Genomic DNA, 13827 nt, shown 5'->3' with positions numbered 1-13827 from the left:
CGCGGCCGGGGCCCCTCTCACCGTGCCAGCAGGTTCACCGCGCCCGTGAACACCCCCGGCAGGCGGGCCGCCAGCGGAACCACCCGCCCGGCCAGCGCCGGCCGCCCCCGCGCCCACAGCAGGCCCGAGGTCAGGACGCGGTACGCCCGCGACAGTTCCCGCCAGGCGCGCTCGTACTCCTGCGGCCGGCCCGCGCGCACGCACCGTACGGCCTCACCCGCCGCCGCGACGGCCAGGGTCAGCCCCTCCCCGGTCAGCGCGTCCACGTACCCGGCCGCGTCCCCGACGAACAGCACCCGCCCCGACACCCGGGCCCGCGCCCGCTGGCGCAGCGGCCCGGCGCCGCGCACCCCGGCGCCCGGTGCGGGGGGCGGCAGCCGGGCCGCCAGCGCCGGGAAGCGGTCGGCCAGCTGGACGTCGAACGGCGCCTGGCGCGAGGTCAGCACCGCCACACCGATCCGGTCCGGTCCCAGCGGGGTCACGTAGGCCTCGCAGTCGTGCGCCCAGTGCACCTCCACCAGGTCGCTCCACGGCGCCACGGGGTAGTGCCGGCGCAGTCCGTACCGCGCGGGCCGCCCCGCCGTGGCCGGTACCGCCAGGCCCAGGGCGCGCCGCACCGGGGAGTGCAGTCCGTCCGCCGCCACCAGGTACCGGGCCGTCAGGCCGCCCGCGCCGACCCGGTGTCCGTCCTGGCGGACCTCGCCGGCCCTCCGCGCGAGGACCCGTACGCCCAGCTCCCCGGCCCGCGCGGCGAGCGCCGCCTGGAGTTCGGTACGGCGGGTGCCGCGCCCGGGGCCGGAGCCGAACAGCCCCTCCGCGCTCCGGCCCGTGACCCCGTCCACGTAGCGGATCCCGTGGAAGGGCCGGCCGCGCACCGGTACGCCCAGCTCCTCGAACCGGCGGACGGCGCCCGGCATCAGGCCCTCCCCGCAGGCCTTGTCGATCGGGGTGGGCCGCGGTTCGAGGACGACCACCTCCAGCCCGGCCAGCGCCCCGTGGATGGCGGTCGCCAGTCCCGCCGGGCCGCCGCCCGCGACCAGCAGGTCGATCACGGCGCGACCCCCGGGAGTCCGGAGGCCCTCGCGATGCCCGGACCCTCGGCCGGGTCGGGGGCGGCGGGCCGCCCCGCCCCGCCGCCGCAGGTGGCCAGAGCCCGGTCCTCGCAGGTGATCCGGACCCGCAGCAGCAGGGCGTTGAGCACCGTGAACGCGGTGGCCGTCAGCCATGCCGAGTGCACCAGGGGCAGCGCGAGCCCCTCGGCCACCACCGCCACGTAGTTGGGATGCCGCAGCCACCGGTACGGGCCGCCGGTGACCAGCGGCAGTCCGGGGACCACGAGCACCCGGGTGTTCCAGCGCGGCCCGAGCGTGGCGACGCACCACCAGCGCAGGCCCTGCGCCGCCACCGCGAGGCCGAGCGCCGTCCAGCCGAGGGCGGGCAGGAACGGCCGGTACGGCGCTTCCAGCGCGCAGCCCACGAGCAGGGCGGCGTGCAGCGTGACCATGGCCGGGTAGTGGCCGCGGCCGTACTCCCGGGCGCCGCGCGCCAGGCTGCGGACGGCGTTGCGCCGGGCGGTGACCAGTTCGGCGATCCGCTCGGCCGCCACCAGGGCGAGGAGCAGGAGGTAGGGGAGGAGGTAGGGGGTCGTCGGCATCAGGACCTCACCAGCGCAGCAGGACGAGTTCGGAGGCGAAACCCGGGCCGAAGGCCAGCATCAGCCCGACCGATCCGGGCGGCGGCGGACCGGCGGCCTGGACGGAGCCGAGGATGTGCAGGACGGACGCGGAGGAGAGGTTGCCCGCCACGGCCAGGGAGCGGCGGCTGTGCGCGAAGGCGCGCTCCGGCAGTCCCAGGGCCCCGGCCAGCACGTCGAGGATCTTCGGGCCGCCGGGGTGGCAGATCCAGGTGTCGACGTCCGAGGGCTTGAGGTCGTGCCCGGCGAGGAAGGACTCGACCTCCTCCGCCACGTGCAGCCGTACCAGCTCCGGCACCTCGCGGCCCAGCACCATCCGGAAGCCCCAGTGGCCGATGTCCCAGCCGAGCAGGTGCTCGGTGCCCGGGTAGAGGCGGCTGCGCGCGGCCACCACCACGGGCCCGGCCCCGGTGTCGTGCAGGGGATGGCCGGCCCCCACCGCCAGCAGGGCTCCGGCGCCGTCCCCGAAGAGCGCCCCGGCCACCAGGTTCGCCATCGAGGTGTCGGTGGGCTGGAGGGTGAGCGAGCAGAGCTCGGTGGACAGCAGCAGTGCCGCCAGCCCGGGACGGCCCGTCAGCTGTTCGTGCAGCAGTCCGAGTCCGGCCGCGCCGCCCGCGCAGCCGAGGCCGAAGAGCGGCATCCGGCGCACGTCGGGGCGCAGCCCGGTGCGGGCCACGAGCCGGGCCTCCAGGGAGGGGGTGGCCAGTCCGGTGACGGTCGTCGACAGCACCAGGTCGATCTCCCCGGCCGTCAGGGCGGCACCGGCCAGGGCGCGTTCCACGGCCGCGGCGCCGAGGTCCAGGGCGGCGCGGACGAAGAGGGCGTTGGAGGCGCCGAAGTCGGTGCCCGGACCGTAGCGTTCCAGCGGGAGCGCGAGGTGACGGGAGTCGACCCGCACCGAGGCGTGCACACGGCGCAGCAGGGCGGGGTCCGTGCCGGGCGGCAGACAGCGGGCGAGCGCTTCCGTGATCTGCGGCTGGGGGTACAGGTGGGGCGGGAACACGCTGCTCACTGCCAGGACACGTGTCATTGGCCCAACATAGGGAAGAACGGCCGCCATCCGGCGAACGGCGCGAAGGGTGTGCAACGGACGTGCCGTCACGGCGTAGCGTGACGCCGTGCCCGCCCCCGGTCCCGCTTCCCTGCCCGCCCCCGGTCCTGTCTCCGGACCGGCCGCCGTCCTTCCTCCGGCACCGCCCGCCGCGCCCGCCGCCCTCGTGGGCGGACTGCTGCGGGCGTGTCACCCCGTCCCCGCCGCCGGCGTCACCCTCTTCGCGGGGGCGCTGGCCGCCGCTGCCGGGCGCGGGCCCGCCGGCACCGCCCTGACGGCCGCCGCGGTGGCGGCGGGGCAGCTGTCGGTCGGCTGGTCCAACGACCGGGCCGACCTGCGGCGCGACCGCGCCACCGGCCGCCGCGACAAACCCCTGGCGACGGGCGTCCTGCCCGCCGCCGCCGTGACCCGCGCCGCTGTCGGCGCGCTGCTCCTGTGCGTGCCGCTGTCGCTGGCCGCGGGGCCGCTCGCGGGCGCCGCGCACCTCGTGGGGGTCGGCGCCGCCTGGGCCTACAACCTGCGGCTCAAGGCCACGGCCGCGTCCTGGGTCCCGTACGCCCTCGCCTTCGGGCTGCTCCCGGCCTTCGTGACGCTCGCGCTGCCCGGAGGGCCCTGGCCGCCCCTCTGGCTGGCCGGCGCCGCCGCCCTGCTCGGCGCGGGCGCCCACTTCGCCAACGTCCTCCCGGACATCGCCGACGACCTCGCCACCGGGGTGCGCGGGCTGCCCCAGCGCCTCGGCGCCCGCCGGTCGGCCGCGGTCGCCGCCGGGCTGGTCCTCGCCTCCACGGCCTGCCTGCTCCTCGGCCCGCCGGGCCCGGTCGGTCCGTACGGCCGGTGGCTGCTCGTGCTGACCTGCGCGCTGCTGTACGGCACGGCCCGGGCGGGCGGCCGGATGCCGTTCCTGGCCACGATGGGGGTCGCGGGGGCCGACGTGCTGCTGCTCCTGGTCCGCGGTGCGGGACTGCGCTGACCCGTGTCAGACGCGGGTGCGGGTCCACTCCAGGAGCCGCTCCGCGGGCCAGGTGTTGACCACCCGGCCGGTGGGCACCCCGCATTCCACGGCCCGCTCGCAGCCGACGATCTGCCAGTCGAGCTGGCCCGGGGCGTGCGCGTCGGTGTCGAGGGCGAAGAAGGTGCCCGCCGCCACGGCCAGGCGCAGCAGCCGGCGGGGCGGGTCCAGCCGCTCGGGCCTGCTGTTGATCTCCACGGCGGTGCCGGACTCCGCGCACGCCGCGAACACCCGGGCGGCGTCGAACTCCGACTCGGGGCGCGTCCGGCCCGTGACGAGGCGTCCCGTGCAGTGTCCGAGCACGTCCATGAGGGGGTTGCGCACCGCCGCCAGGAGCCGGCGCGTCATGGCCGGGGACTCCATCCTCAGCTTCGAGTGCACCGATCCCACCACCAGGTCGAGCTCGTCCAGCAGCTCGGGCTCCTGGTCGAGGGAGCCGTCGGGCAGGATGTCGCACTCGATGCCGGTGAGCAGCCGGAACGGCGCCCACCCCGCGTTCAGCTCCGCCACGGTCCGCAGCTGTTCGCGCAGCCGTTCGGCCGTCAGGCCCCGGGCGACCGTCAGGTGCGGCGAGTGGTCGGTCAGCGCCGCCCAGTCGTGTCCGAGCGCGGCGGCGGCCCTGCCCATGGCCTCGATCGGGCTCCCGCCGTCCGACCAGTCCGAGTGCACGTGGCAGTCCCCGCGAAGGGCCTCGCGCAGCGCCGCGGCGGCGGGGGTGGGCGGCGGTCCCCCGGGCATCGCGGCGACCTCGTCCTCCAGGGCCCGCAGGTACTCCGGGACGTCACCGGCCAGTGCCTCGGTCACCACGCGGGCCGTCTTCGGTCCGATGCCCTTCACCGATTCGAGGGAGCCGGCCGCGGCCCGCTCGGCCGTCTCCCGCTCGCCCATGTGGGTCAGCGCGGCGGCCGCGGTACGGAAGGCCCGCACCCGGTACGTGGGGGCCTGCCCGCGCTCCAGCAGGAAGGCGATCCGGTCCAGCGCCGCCACCGGGTCCATGGGGCACCTCCTCCCGGGCCAGTGTCGCAACGGACCGCCCGCCCCGCGACCGCCCGCCCCGCGACCGGCGCTCCACGAAGGGCGGCCGACGGACCGGCGGTCGGCGACGGGCCGCTCCCGCGGTGGTTCAGCCGCCGGAGGTGAGGGTGAACAGGGCCCCGTCGGGGTCGCGGAGCGCGATGGAGCGTTCCGTCCCGGTCGTCGTGACCACCGAGACGGTGCGTCCGCCGAGGTCGAGGGCGGCTTCCACGGCCGCGTCGAGTTCCGGGACGCGGAAGTGGACGTGCCAGCGGGGCCGGGTGTACGGGTTGTAGGCGCCGGGCTCCACCGGGCCGCTGTCCAGCCGGGCGACCGGATCGCCGTCGTGGCGCAGGACGACCTGCTCCTGCTCGTAGGAGACCTCGCAGCAGCCAGGGCGGCCGGTGGCCCACTCCAGCACCTCGCCGTAGAAGAGCGCGGCGTCGAAGGCGTTGCGGGTGCGCAGTTCCAGCCAGGCCGGGGCCGGTCCCTTGCCCACGCGCCAGCCGGAGGCGACGGGTCCGGCCCAGATCCCGAAGACCGCGCCGTCCAGGTCGGCGACCAGGGCGGCCCGGCCGCCCGAGGGGAAGGAGACCGGACCGACCGCGACCGTCCCGCTGCGCTCGCGGATCCGGCTCGCGGCCACGTCGGCGTCGTCGACGGCGAAGTAAGGGGTCCAGGCCACCGGCACGGCCAGGTCGACGGCCAGGGCGCCGATGCCGGCGACCGGGACGCCGTCCAGCACGGCCACCGAGAACCCCTCGCCGAGCCGCGCGGGCCGGAAGGTCCAGCCGATGACCGCGCCGTAGAAGCGCTGGGAGGCTTCCAGGTCGCGGGCCATCAGGCTCACCCAGCAGGGGGCGCCGAAGACGTCCTTCGCAGAAATTTCCACGGACAAGAAGTAGCGCCCGCCGCCCCCCGGGGCCGTGCAGGCGCGCCAGCGGGTCATCACCACCAGTAGGCGGGGTACCTCGGTGCCTTGCGGCGGATGTGGGAACCGGCGTAACCGGTGAGGACGAGGAGCACGGTGGATCCGAAGAGCAGGGGCACGAACCGGGCGGGCGCCGGGGTCTGCAGGACGGTCACCACGGCGGTGGCCACGGCCGGGGAGTGCGGGGTGCGGGCGAGGGTGAGCAGGGCGAGGGTGAGCCCGGCCGCCAGGGCCGCCGCCCAGGCGCTGCTGCCCGCCGCCGCGAGGACAGCGTATCCCGCGGCGGCGCCGATCAGATGGCCGACGACCACGCCGCGCGGCTGGGCCAGCGGCAGGGTGGGGGCGCTGTGGATCAGGGCGGCACTCGCGGCCAGCGGGGGGATGAGCACCGGCTCGTGGATCATCGCGCCGATCGCGACGAGGGCCAGCAGCACCGTCGTCGCCGCGCTGACGCTGTGGACGGCGGCGGCCGCACTCGGCCGGGCCGGGGCCCGGGGCGCGGTCGGGCGGGAATCGGTGGCGGTGGTGACGGGTGGGGTGGCGGTGGCGGTACCGGGGTTCATCGCAGGGTGGGTTCCGGGGCAGGAGGGCAGGGCGGCGGGGAACAGCGCGGGGAGCCGGGCCGCGGCCCGGTGATCGACCTCGGGCCGGGCCGCGCGTCCGTTCCGTGTACGGCCGACGCGATCCGGCCACGATTTTATCGTTCAGCCGTGCGACGTCGGCGGCGGGGGTGGCCCAGGCATCCGTGCGATGGGCGCGAGAACCCCGGAGCGCAGGCCCCGATCGTGTATGACTGCGGGTGCACGCGCGGACGGAAGGAAGGACCGGCATGACGACCCACCCGGACCCCACCGGGGTTCTGGCCGACCTCGACGCGGTGATCGCGGGTGCCCCCGAAGGGGCCACCGGCGCACTGTGGCGGCTGACCGCCGCGGCACGGGGGCTGGACGCCAACCTGATCCGCCTGCGCCCCGACGCCGTCATCGCGGAGCACGCCGAGCCCGCCCTCGACGTCCTGCTCGTGGTCGTCGACGGCGCCGGGCGGATCGACACCGAGGGCCGCTCCCACCGGCTGCGCCCGCACTCGGCCGTCCTGCTCGCGCGCGGTGCGCGGCGCTCGCTGACCGCGGGCCCACGCGGGATGACGTACCTGACGGTGCACACCCGGCGCCCCGGCCTGGGCATCGGGACGGCCCCCGGCGGGGCCGGCGCCGTCGGAGCCGGCCGTGGCGCGCCCGCCGCGCCCCCGGCCACCGGGCTCCGCGCCGAAAGCGCCGAAAGGGCCGAAGGCGGCGAGGCCGCATGCCTGCTGCACCGGGTCTGCCCCGACTGCGGCCGCCTCGCCACCGAATCCGACGCCCACTACTGCTCCCGGTGCGGTGCGGGGCTCCCCGACTGAGCCCAGCCGGGGCGAGCGGCGGAGGTGCCGGGCGGGCGGGCGGGTCCGGGGACCTCGGCCCACTGGCGGCCATTGCTACGAAATCGTATAATCCGGAATCGTGAAGTCCGAATCCGTGCCGTCCGACTGGTCCGCCCTCCTCGCGCTCCAGCGGGCCACCCACGCCACCCTCCAGGTGCTCGCCGCGGAGCTGGCCGACCTGGACCTGACCCCCTCCGAGATCAACGCGCTGGCCAACCTGGCAGACGGCCACGCCCGTACCGTGTCCGAACTCGGCGCGGCCGCGGGCACCCGCCCCACCACGCTGACCAGCGTGCTCGACCGCCTGGAACGCCGCGGCCACGTCACCCGGGGCACCCGCCCGGGAGACCGCCGCGCGGTCCTCGTCGAACTCACCCCCTCCGGACGTCGCGCCGCCGCCATCATCCGGCAGGCCGTCACCGGCCTGGAGCGCCGGGCCCTCGCCGGCCTCCCCGACGAAGCGGTCGTCGCCCTGCGCAACGCCCTGAACGCTCTCACCGAGGTGTCCTCATGACCACCCCCGCGCCCGCCCCCGAGCCCGCCGCCCCCGACTTCGCGTCGCTGCTCGCCGAGGTGAAGGAGGCCACCGGCCGCTTCGGCCATCGCGAACACGTCCACCTGACCTGGCTCGCCGTGCGCCGCCTCGGCGTTCCCGCCGCGGCCTGCCTGATCGGCGACGGCATCCGCGCCCTCACGGTCCGCGCGGGCGTGCCCGAGAAGTTCCACGCCACCCTCACCCGGGCCTGGGTGGAGCTCGTGGGCCGCCACGCGGCCGACCCGGACGCGGACGGCTTCGCCCGCTTCGCCGACCGCCACCCCCACCTGTTCGACAAGGAGCTGCCGACCCGCTTCTACCGTCCGGGAACGCTCGACTCCCCGCGGGCGCGGGCCGGCTGGGTCGAACCGGACCTCGCCCCCTTCCCCCGGCAGGGCACCCGCCCGCACCCGGACCCGGCCGGGGACGCCGCCGCGGCCGGGCACCGCCCCACCGCCGCTGCCCGCACGGCCCGGCAGGAGCCGTGACGGAGGAGGACCCCGCGGGCGGACTGGGCGCCGCCGTGGCCGCCGGAGTGCGGGCGCTGCGCGCGGTCGCGCACCTGGACTGGTCCGCCCCGGCGGCGGGACTGGAGTGGAGCTGCCGGGAGACAGCCGTCCACCTGGCGGGTGACCTGACGGGATTCGCCGCGCAGCTCGCGGGCCGGGTCACCGGCTCCTACCTCCCCCTCGCGGTCGGCGCCGCCCCCGGCACCCCGCCCGGCGCCCTGGCCGACCTCGTCGGGGCGAGCGGGCTGCTGCTGGCCGCCGCCGTCCGGGCCGCCCGCCCCGACGACCGGGCCTGGCACCCGGCCGGCCCCGCGGGCCCCGGCGGCTTCGCAGCGATGGGGACCGCCGAACTGCTGATCCACACCCACGACATCCTCAACGGGCTCGGCGTCACCCACTGGCGCGGCGAGGACCCCGCGGCGGCCCGGGTCCTGGACCGGCTCTTCCCGCACGTGCCGCGCTCCGGGCCGGGCGGCCCCTGGGAGACCCTGCTGGCGGCCACCGGCCGGGCCGGCTTCCCGGGTCTGCCCCGGCAGCGGACCTGGCGCTGGTACGGGGACCCGGTCGTGGGCACCGGCGTCGTGCTCTGCGAGATCTCCCCGGCCCTCGCGCGCGACCTGGCCGGCGGCGGCACCGGCGGCTTCACCTGGACGGCCCACGGACCCCCCGAAGGGACGCGCACCGCCGCCGCGTCGGTGCTCCGGGCCCGGGACCGGGGCGCGTACCGGCCGGGCTGGGGACCGTACGCCATCGTGCGTTCCCGCGATCACCGCGCGATCGGCGGGATCGGCTTCCACGCCGCCCCCGACGCCGACGGCCGCGCCGGGATCCGCTACGACCTGGTCCCCTCCGCCCGCGGCCGCGGGCACGCCACCGAGGCCCTGCGCGCGCTGGCCCGCTGGGCCTTCGCCCAGCCCGGCGCGCACGAGCTGTGCGCCGACGTCGACGAGACGGACGAGCCCTCCCGGGCCGTGCTGCGCCGGGCCGGCTTCGAACACCGGGGAGCCGGCCGCTACGCACTGCGCGCGGCGGGGCGCTGACGGACGACCGGGGGCCTCCCGGGTTCGGGTCCCGGGAGGCCGTTCTCGGTGGTCTTCCGACCGCGGATCAGAACCCGCAGTTCGTGACCCACTTGTGCGAGGAGATCCGGTCGTTCCACTCCCACGGGATGTTGCCCGAGGAACCGTTGGGGGCGCAGGTGGAGGCGCCGCCGTAGCCGATGTTCTCGTAGACGCGGACATCGCCGAGCGAGCCCGCGTAGCCGTTGTTCCACCAGGACGAGGCCCGGTCGTTCATGTCGTAGTTGTTCCCGGCGCCGCACGTGCGCCAGTCGGAGTCGTTGCCGCTCCAGCCGCAGGCCGGGCCGCCCCTGTTGGTGTCCGCCCAGACCCAGTAGTTGCCGTCGGCCGCCACGCCGGAGGCGTCGGCCGGGGCCGCCGAGGCGGTGGTGAGGGTCGCGGGTACCGCGAGCAGCGGAAGGGCGAGCGCGCAGGCCAGCATCGTCTTACGGAACTCAGCCATGGGATCCTCCGGATCGTGTCGTGCTGTCGGTGCTGTCGGTGCTGTCGGTGCTTCGGTCGGATTCGGATGGGGACACGACGCGCTCCGCCCTGGGGAGCGCGTCGTTCTGGAGCCTTCGCCTGAGGTCGATCTCGTCCTGGTGGAGCGCGCGGACTTCATCGCCGTAGGTGTGGTCCAGAGTTCGGGAGACCCGGCTCAGCGGGGTGCCGGTCGCGCAGGTCGCCTCGGTGACCGCGAGGGCGGTCTCGGCCGCGTCGGCCCGCTCCGCCGGCAGTTCCTCGGCCAGGGCGGCCGCCGCCCGCCGGGAGGCCTCGGGGGATTCGTACGGGCGCCCGGACGCCCGCATGCAGGCCGCCCACCGCCCGACCGCCTCCGCGTACCGCGGGTCCCGGCGGACCCGCTCCTCCTGCGCGGGGCGGAGGTTCATCGTGACGACCTTGACGCGGAACCAGGCGGCCAGATCCCCGTAGAGCGCGCGCTGGGCCTGCGCGAGGCACCCCTCGGTGCTCGCCGTGAGGGTCATGCCGGTGGGGGCCTCGGCGGAGAGCCCCACCGGCGAGGCCCCCATCAGCGCGGTACGGGCGGCCGCCCGCTCGCGCGCCGACAGCCGGTGGAACCAGCGCTGGTTGGGATCGGCCTGCCGGGCGCGCTCGTCCTCGCGGGCGGCCCGGCCGCCGTAGCCGTTGGCCCGGGCCCACTCCACGTCGTCCACCCCGTACGGGAAGGAGCGATGCTCCCGCGCCGGCGGCTCGGTGACGGCGTACGCGAACCCGCGCTCCGCCATGCAGCGGCTGATCAGGACCTGTTCGGCCCGCGCCAGCAGCCGGGACGCCCCGGCGTCCGGCTCCGGGGCCGCCGCCGCGGAGCGCGGCCCGGGGGCCGGACCGGGATCCGGCCGGGCCGGCCCTCCGCCCGCGCCGCAGCCCGTGAGCGCCGCCAGCGCCACCGCCACGGCCAGGGCGGCCGCCGGGCCCCCTCGTGTTCGCCTCATCCGTACGGTCCTCCTCTCCGGTGCGTTCCGCGGCCGTGCCGTCAGCCCTGCCGTCCGCCGTGGCGACCGCGTGCCCGCCGTGCCACCCGTCCGGGTCACCCCCGTGCCCCGCCGTGCCACCCGTCCGGGTGCCGAGGTGTCCGCAGGCCGGCCGCCGCCGTCCGGACCCAGGTGTAGCCGCCCTCCGTTGTTCGCCGTCGGGGCCCTGGCAGCGAACAAACAATTGCTGAACAATCCACCCCGGACCGCAGCAAAGGGGCCGGGTGGAAGGGGCCGTGCATGGCACGCAAGGAACGTCCGCTGGAAGGCGGGGACGGGCCTCTGCTGGAGTTCGCCACCGCCCTGCGCCGCCTGCGCCACGAGGCCGGATCCCCGCCGTACCGCGACCTGTCCGCGCGCGCCCACTACTCGGTGGCCACCCTCTCCGGGGCCGCCGCGGGCCGCCGGCTGCCCAGCCTGGACGTGACCCTGTCCTACGTGCGCGCCTGCGGCGGCGACCCGGGGGAGTGGGAGCGCCGCTGGCACGCCGTCGCCGTGGAACTCGCGGTCGCATCCCCCGCGCCCGCCGGATCCGGGGACGCGGCGCGGGCCGCCGGCGCGCCCGGGTCCGCGCGGGAGGACGGCCCGGACGGGCTTCCCTACGTCGGACTCGCCGCGTTCCGCGCCGAGGACGCCGGGCTGTTCTTCGGCCGCGAACGCCTCGTCGGGGACCTCTTCACCGCCCTGACCCGCCACCGCGTCGTGGCCCTCGTCGGCGCGTCCGGAGCCGGCAAGTCCTCGCTGCTGCACGCCGGACTGCTGCCCCGGCTGCGCGCCGACGCTCCCGCCCCCACCGTCGGCGTGTTCACCCCCGGACCCCACCCCCTCGACCGGGCCCGGCAGGCCCTGGCCGGCCCCGAGGAGCCCGACTCGGCCGAACGCGTGCTGATCGTCGACCAGTTCGAGGAGGTCTTCACCGTCTGCGCGGACGCCGCCGAACGCGACCGGTTCGTCTCCACCCTCGTCGAGGCCGCCCGGCGCCCCGGCTCCGGCTGCCGCGTGGTCCTCGGCGTGCGCGCCGACTTCTACGCGCACTGCACCCGCCACCCCGAACTCGTCGAGGTGCTCCACGAGGCCCAGATCGTGGTCGGCCCGATGAGCGCCGCCGAACTGCGCCGCGCCGTGGTCGAACCCGCCCGGCGGGCCGGCCTGACCGTCGAGGGGAACCTCCAGGCCACGCTCGTCGCGCACGCCCACGGCCAGGTCGGCGCACTGCCCCTGCTCTCGCACGCCCTGCTGGAGACCTGGAGGCGCCGCCGCGGCGCGGCCCTCACCCTGGACGGCTTCCACGCGGCGGGCGGCTTCGAAGGGGCCCTGGCCCAGTCCGCCGAAGCGCTCCACGCCTCCCTCTCCCCACACCAGCAGACCCTCGCCCGACAGGTGTTCGTCCACCTCATCGCCCTCGGCGAGGGCACCGAGGACACCAAACGGCCCGTCGCGCGCGGGGAACTCGGCCGGGACCCCGATACCCGGACCGTCCTCGCCCGCGCCGCCGCGCTGCGCCTGCTGACCCTGGACCAGGGCGTGGTCGAGCTCACCCACGAGGCCCTGATCCGGGCCTGGCCCCGGCTGCGCGGCTGGATCGGCGACGACCGCGAACGGCTGCGCCGCCACCGCCAGATCGCCGAGGCCGCACGGGCCTGGGAGGGCGTGGGACGCGACCCCGGCGCGCTGCTGCGCGGTACCCGGCTCGCCCTGGCCCGCGAGATCCTCGCCCCGCCCGCCCTCGGACTCTCCGCCGGGGAACGGGAGTTCCTCGACGCCAGCACCGCGGCGGAGGCCGCCGCCGGCCACGCCGCCCGCCGTCGCACCCGCCGGCTGCGCTGCCTGGTCGGCGCGCTCGCCGTGCTCGTCGCGGTGGCCGCCGTCGCCACCGGCAACGCCGTGCGGGCCGAGGGGGAGGTCACCCGCCAGCGCAACGACGCCGTCGCACAGAACCTCGCCGAGACCGCCACCGACGTCGCCGCCACCCAGGCGGGCCTCGCCGTCCAGCTGAGCCTGACCGCCCACCGCCTCTCGCCCACGGCCCGGACCCGCGACAGCCTCCTGTCCACCCTGATGACCTCGCTGCCCGCGCACGACAAGGAGGTCGTCGCCCTCGCCTACCGTCCCGACGGGCGCCAGCTCGCCACCGCCAGCGGGGACCACACCGCCCGCCTGTGGCGCACCCGCGGCACCGACCGGCCCACCCTGGTGGCCACCCTCGCCGGCCACGGGGCCGACCTGCGCGCCGTGGCCTACCGGCCGGACGGCCGCCTCCTGGCCACCGCGTGCGCCGACGGCACCGTCCGGCTGTGGGGCGTGGCCGACCCCGCCCGCCCGGCGGTGTCCGCCGAACTGCCCGCGGACGGCGGTGACGTACGCGCCCTCGCCTTCGCCCCCGACGGCCGGACCCTGGCCACCGCCGGGGCGGACGGCGGCGTACGGCTGTGGGACGTCGGCGATCCCGCCCGGCGGCCGCCCGAGCGGACCGGGCTGCTCACCGGGCACCGTGACACCGTGCGCGCGGTCGCGTTCAGCCCTGACGGGCACGTCCTGGCCACCGCCGGGGAGGACGCCACCGTGCGCCTGACCGACGTCACCGACCGGACCCGGCCCACCGGGCTCGCCGTCGTCACCGGCCACGACACCGCCGTCTTCTCCGTCGCCTTCGCCCCCGACGGCCGCACCCTGGCCACCGCGTCCGGCGGCCGCGCCCCGGTCCGGCTGTGGGACGTCTCCGACCCGCGCGCGCCCGCCCAGGTCGCCGCCCTCACGGGGCACACCGACGTGGTCGGTGCGGTGGCCTTCAGCCCCGACGGGCGCACCCTGGCCTCCGCCGGCGACGACCGCACCGTCCGGCTGTGGAGCCTGCCCCGGGACGGCCGCCCCGCCGCGCTGGCGGTCCTGACCGGGCACACCACCGCCGTCGGCTCGGTCGCCTTCAGCCCCGACGGCACGGCCCTGGCCTCCGGGGGCTTCGACACCACCCTGCGGCTGGCCGACACCGACCTCCACCGGGCCCTCGCGGGGGCCTGCGCGCACACCGGCCCGCGGATCACGCGCGCGCAGTGGTCCTCGTACATGCCCTACCTGGACTACGCGCCGCCGTGCAGCGGTCTCGAACGCCCCTGA

The 13827-nt window shown here is 77.3% G+C and carries 14 protein-coding genes; 6 read left to right on the top strand and 8 right to left on the bottom strand.

The features are described from left to right. Window positions 1-17: 17 nt before the first annotated feature. The 3 genes from ACZ5D2_RS26705 to ACZ5D2_RS26695 are packed head-to-tail and all read right to left on the bottom strand — an operon-like array spanning window position 18 to window position 2723. Complete coding sequence (locus ACZ5D2_RS26705) at window positions 18-1052, bottom strand: NAD(P)/FAD-dependent oxidoreductase (RefSeq protein WP_371675165.1); 1035 nt, start codon at window positions 1050-1052, stop codon at window positions 18-20. After that, the gene (locus ACZ5D2_RS26700; RefSeq protein ID WP_371675164.1) at window positions 1049-1654 is read right to left on the bottom strand and encodes an isoprenylcysteine carboxyl methyltransferase family protein; all 606 of its coding nucleotides are present in this window, start codon (window positions 1652-1654) and stop codon (window positions 1049-1051) included. Before ACZ5D2_RS26700 ends, ACZ5D2_RS26705 begins: the two co-directional genes overlap by 4 nt. Window positions 1655-1661: 7 nt before the next feature. Further along, on the bottom strand, window positions 1662-2723 hold the full coding sequence (locus ACZ5D2_RS26695; RefSeq protein WP_468932651.1) for a type III polyketide synthase: 1062 nt from the start codon (window positions 2721-2723) through the stop codon (window positions 1662-1664). Between the two features lie 88 nt (window positions 2724-2811). Here ACZ5D2_RS26695 and ACZ5D2_RS26690 point away from each other — a divergent pair, with 88 nt between their 5' ends. Then, window positions 2812-3714, top strand: coding sequence for a UbiA family prenyltransferase (locus tag ACZ5D2_RS26690; protein ID WP_371675162.1), 903 nt, complete (start codon window positions 2812-2814; stop codon window positions 3712-3714). A 6-nt stretch (window positions 3715-3720) separates the two neighbouring features. Here ACZ5D2_RS26690 and ACZ5D2_RS26685 read toward each other — a convergent pair whose 3' ends face one another. The 3 genes from ACZ5D2_RS26685 to ACZ5D2_RS26675 form a co-directional block, all read right to left on the bottom strand. Next, window positions 3721-4749, bottom strand: coding sequence for a PHP domain-containing protein (locus ACZ5D2_RS26685; protein ID WP_371675161.1), 1029 nt, complete (start codon window positions 4747-4749; stop codon window positions 3721-3723). Between the two features lie 127 nt (window positions 4750-4876). Next, window positions 4877-5608, bottom strand: coding sequence for a VOC family protein (locus ACZ5D2_RS26680; protein WP_371681072.1), 732 nt, complete (start codon window positions 5606-5608; stop codon window positions 4877-4879). A gap of 107 nt (window positions 5609-5715) precedes the next feature. Next, entirely contained in the window at window positions 5716-6261 is a 546-nt protein-coding gene (locus ACZ5D2_RS26675; protein ID WP_371675160.1) for an HPP family protein, read from the bottom strand. A 266-nt stretch (window positions 6262-6527) separates the two neighbouring features. Between ACZ5D2_RS26675 and ACZ5D2_RS26670 the strand changes: the two genes are divergently transcribed. From ACZ5D2_RS26670 to ACZ5D2_RS26655, 4 genes are all read left to right on the top strand, one after another. Further along, window positions 6528-7097: a hypothetical protein gene (locus ACZ5D2_RS26670; protein WP_371675159.1), complete on the top strand. Its 570-nt coding sequence runs from the start codon at window positions 6528-6530 to the stop codon at window positions 7095-7097. 100 nt (window positions 7098-7197) lie between these two features. Then, complete coding sequence (locus ACZ5D2_RS26665) at window positions 7198-7632, top strand: MarR family winged helix-turn-helix transcriptional regulator (protein WP_371675158.1); 435 nt, start codon at window positions 7198-7200, stop codon at window positions 7630-7632. Continuing rightward, the gene (locus tag ACZ5D2_RS26660; RefSeq protein ID WP_371675157.1) at window positions 7629-8141 is read left to right on the top strand and encodes a hypothetical protein; all 513 of its coding nucleotides are present in this window, start codon (window positions 7629-7631) and stop codon (window positions 8139-8141) included. Before ACZ5D2_RS26665 ends, ACZ5D2_RS26660 begins: the two co-directional genes overlap by 4 nt. After that, entirely contained in the window at window positions 8138-9202 is a 1065-nt protein-coding gene (locus tag ACZ5D2_RS26655) for a GNAT family N-acetyltransferase (RefSeq protein WP_371675156.1), read from the top strand. Before ACZ5D2_RS26660 ends, ACZ5D2_RS26655 begins: the two co-directional genes overlap by 4 nt. A gap of 67 nt (window positions 9203-9269) precedes the next feature. On the opposite strand, the gene ACZ5D2_RS26650 is transcribed toward ACZ5D2_RS26655, so the two are convergent. Together ACZ5D2_RS26650 and ACZ5D2_RS26645 are read right to left on the bottom strand one after the other, a co-directional pair. Continuing rightward, window positions 9270-9683, bottom strand: a complete 414-nt coding sequence (locus ACZ5D2_RS26650; RefSeq protein ID WP_266846130.1) for a peptidase inhibitor family I36 protein — start codon at window positions 9681-9683, stop codon at window positions 9270-9272. Continuing rightward, window positions 9676-10674, bottom strand: a complete 999-nt coding sequence (locus tag ACZ5D2_RS26645; protein WP_371675155.1) for a hypothetical protein — start codon at window positions 10672-10674, stop codon at window positions 9676-9678. The genes ACZ5D2_RS26650 and ACZ5D2_RS26645 overlap by 8 nt, the downstream gene beginning before the upstream one ends. 279 nt (window positions 10675-10953) lie before the next feature. Here ACZ5D2_RS26645 and ACZ5D2_RS26640 point away from each other — a divergent pair, with 279 nt between their 5' ends. After that, a complete protein-coding gene (locus ACZ5D2_RS26640; protein WP_371675154.1) occupies window positions 10954-13827 on the top strand; it encodes an nSTAND1 domain-containing NTPase in 2874 nt (957 codons plus the stop codon).

This window comes from Streptomyces sp. NPDC031479 (assembly GCF_055581065.1).
Note: the sequence above shows the minus strand (reverse complement) of the source record. Positions and strands in the feature narration are given on the sequence as shown.

Coding starts and splice junctions, on each gene's coding strand:
- ACZ5D2_RS26700 (WP_371675164.1), bottom strand. CDS start 1,654: ATGCCGACGACCCCCTACCTCCTCCCCTACCTCCTGCTCCTCGCCCTG.
- ACZ5D2_RS26695 (WP_468932651.1), bottom strand. CDS start 2,723: ATGACACGTGTCCTGGCAGTGAGCAGCGTGTTCCCGCCCCACCTGTAC.
- ACZ5D2_RS26685 (WP_371675161.1), bottom strand. CDS start 4,749: ATGGACCCGGTGGCGGCGCTGGACCGGATCGCCTTCCTGCTGGAGCGC.
- ACZ5D2_RS26680 (WP_371681072.1), bottom strand. CDS start 5,608: ATGGCCCGCGACCTGGAAGCCTCCCAGCGCTTCTACGGCGCGGTCATC.
- ACZ5D2_RS26675 (WP_371675160.1), bottom strand. CDS start 6,261: ATGAACCCCGGTACCGCCACCGCCACCCCACCCGTCACCACCGCCACC.
- ACZ5D2_RS26670 (WP_371675159.1), top strand. CDS start 6,528: ATGACGACCCACCCGGACCCCACCGGGGTTCTGGCCGACCTCGACGCG.
- ACZ5D2_RS26660 (WP_371675157.1), top strand. CDS start 7,629: ATGACCACCCCCGCGCCCGCCCCCGAGCCCGCCGCCCCCGACTTCGCG.
- ACZ5D2_RS26650 (WP_266846130.1), bottom strand. CDS start 9,683: ATGGCTGAGTTCCGTAAGACGATGCTGGCCTGCGCGCTCGCCCTTCCG.
- ACZ5D2_RS26645 (WP_371675155.1), bottom strand. CDS start 10,674: ATGAGGCGAACACGAGGGGGCCCGGCGGCCGCCCTGGCCGTGGCGGTG.
- ACZ5D2_RS26640 (WP_371675154.1), top strand. CDS start 10,954: ATGGCACGCAAGGAACGTCCGCTGGAAGGCGGGGACGGGCCTCTGCTG.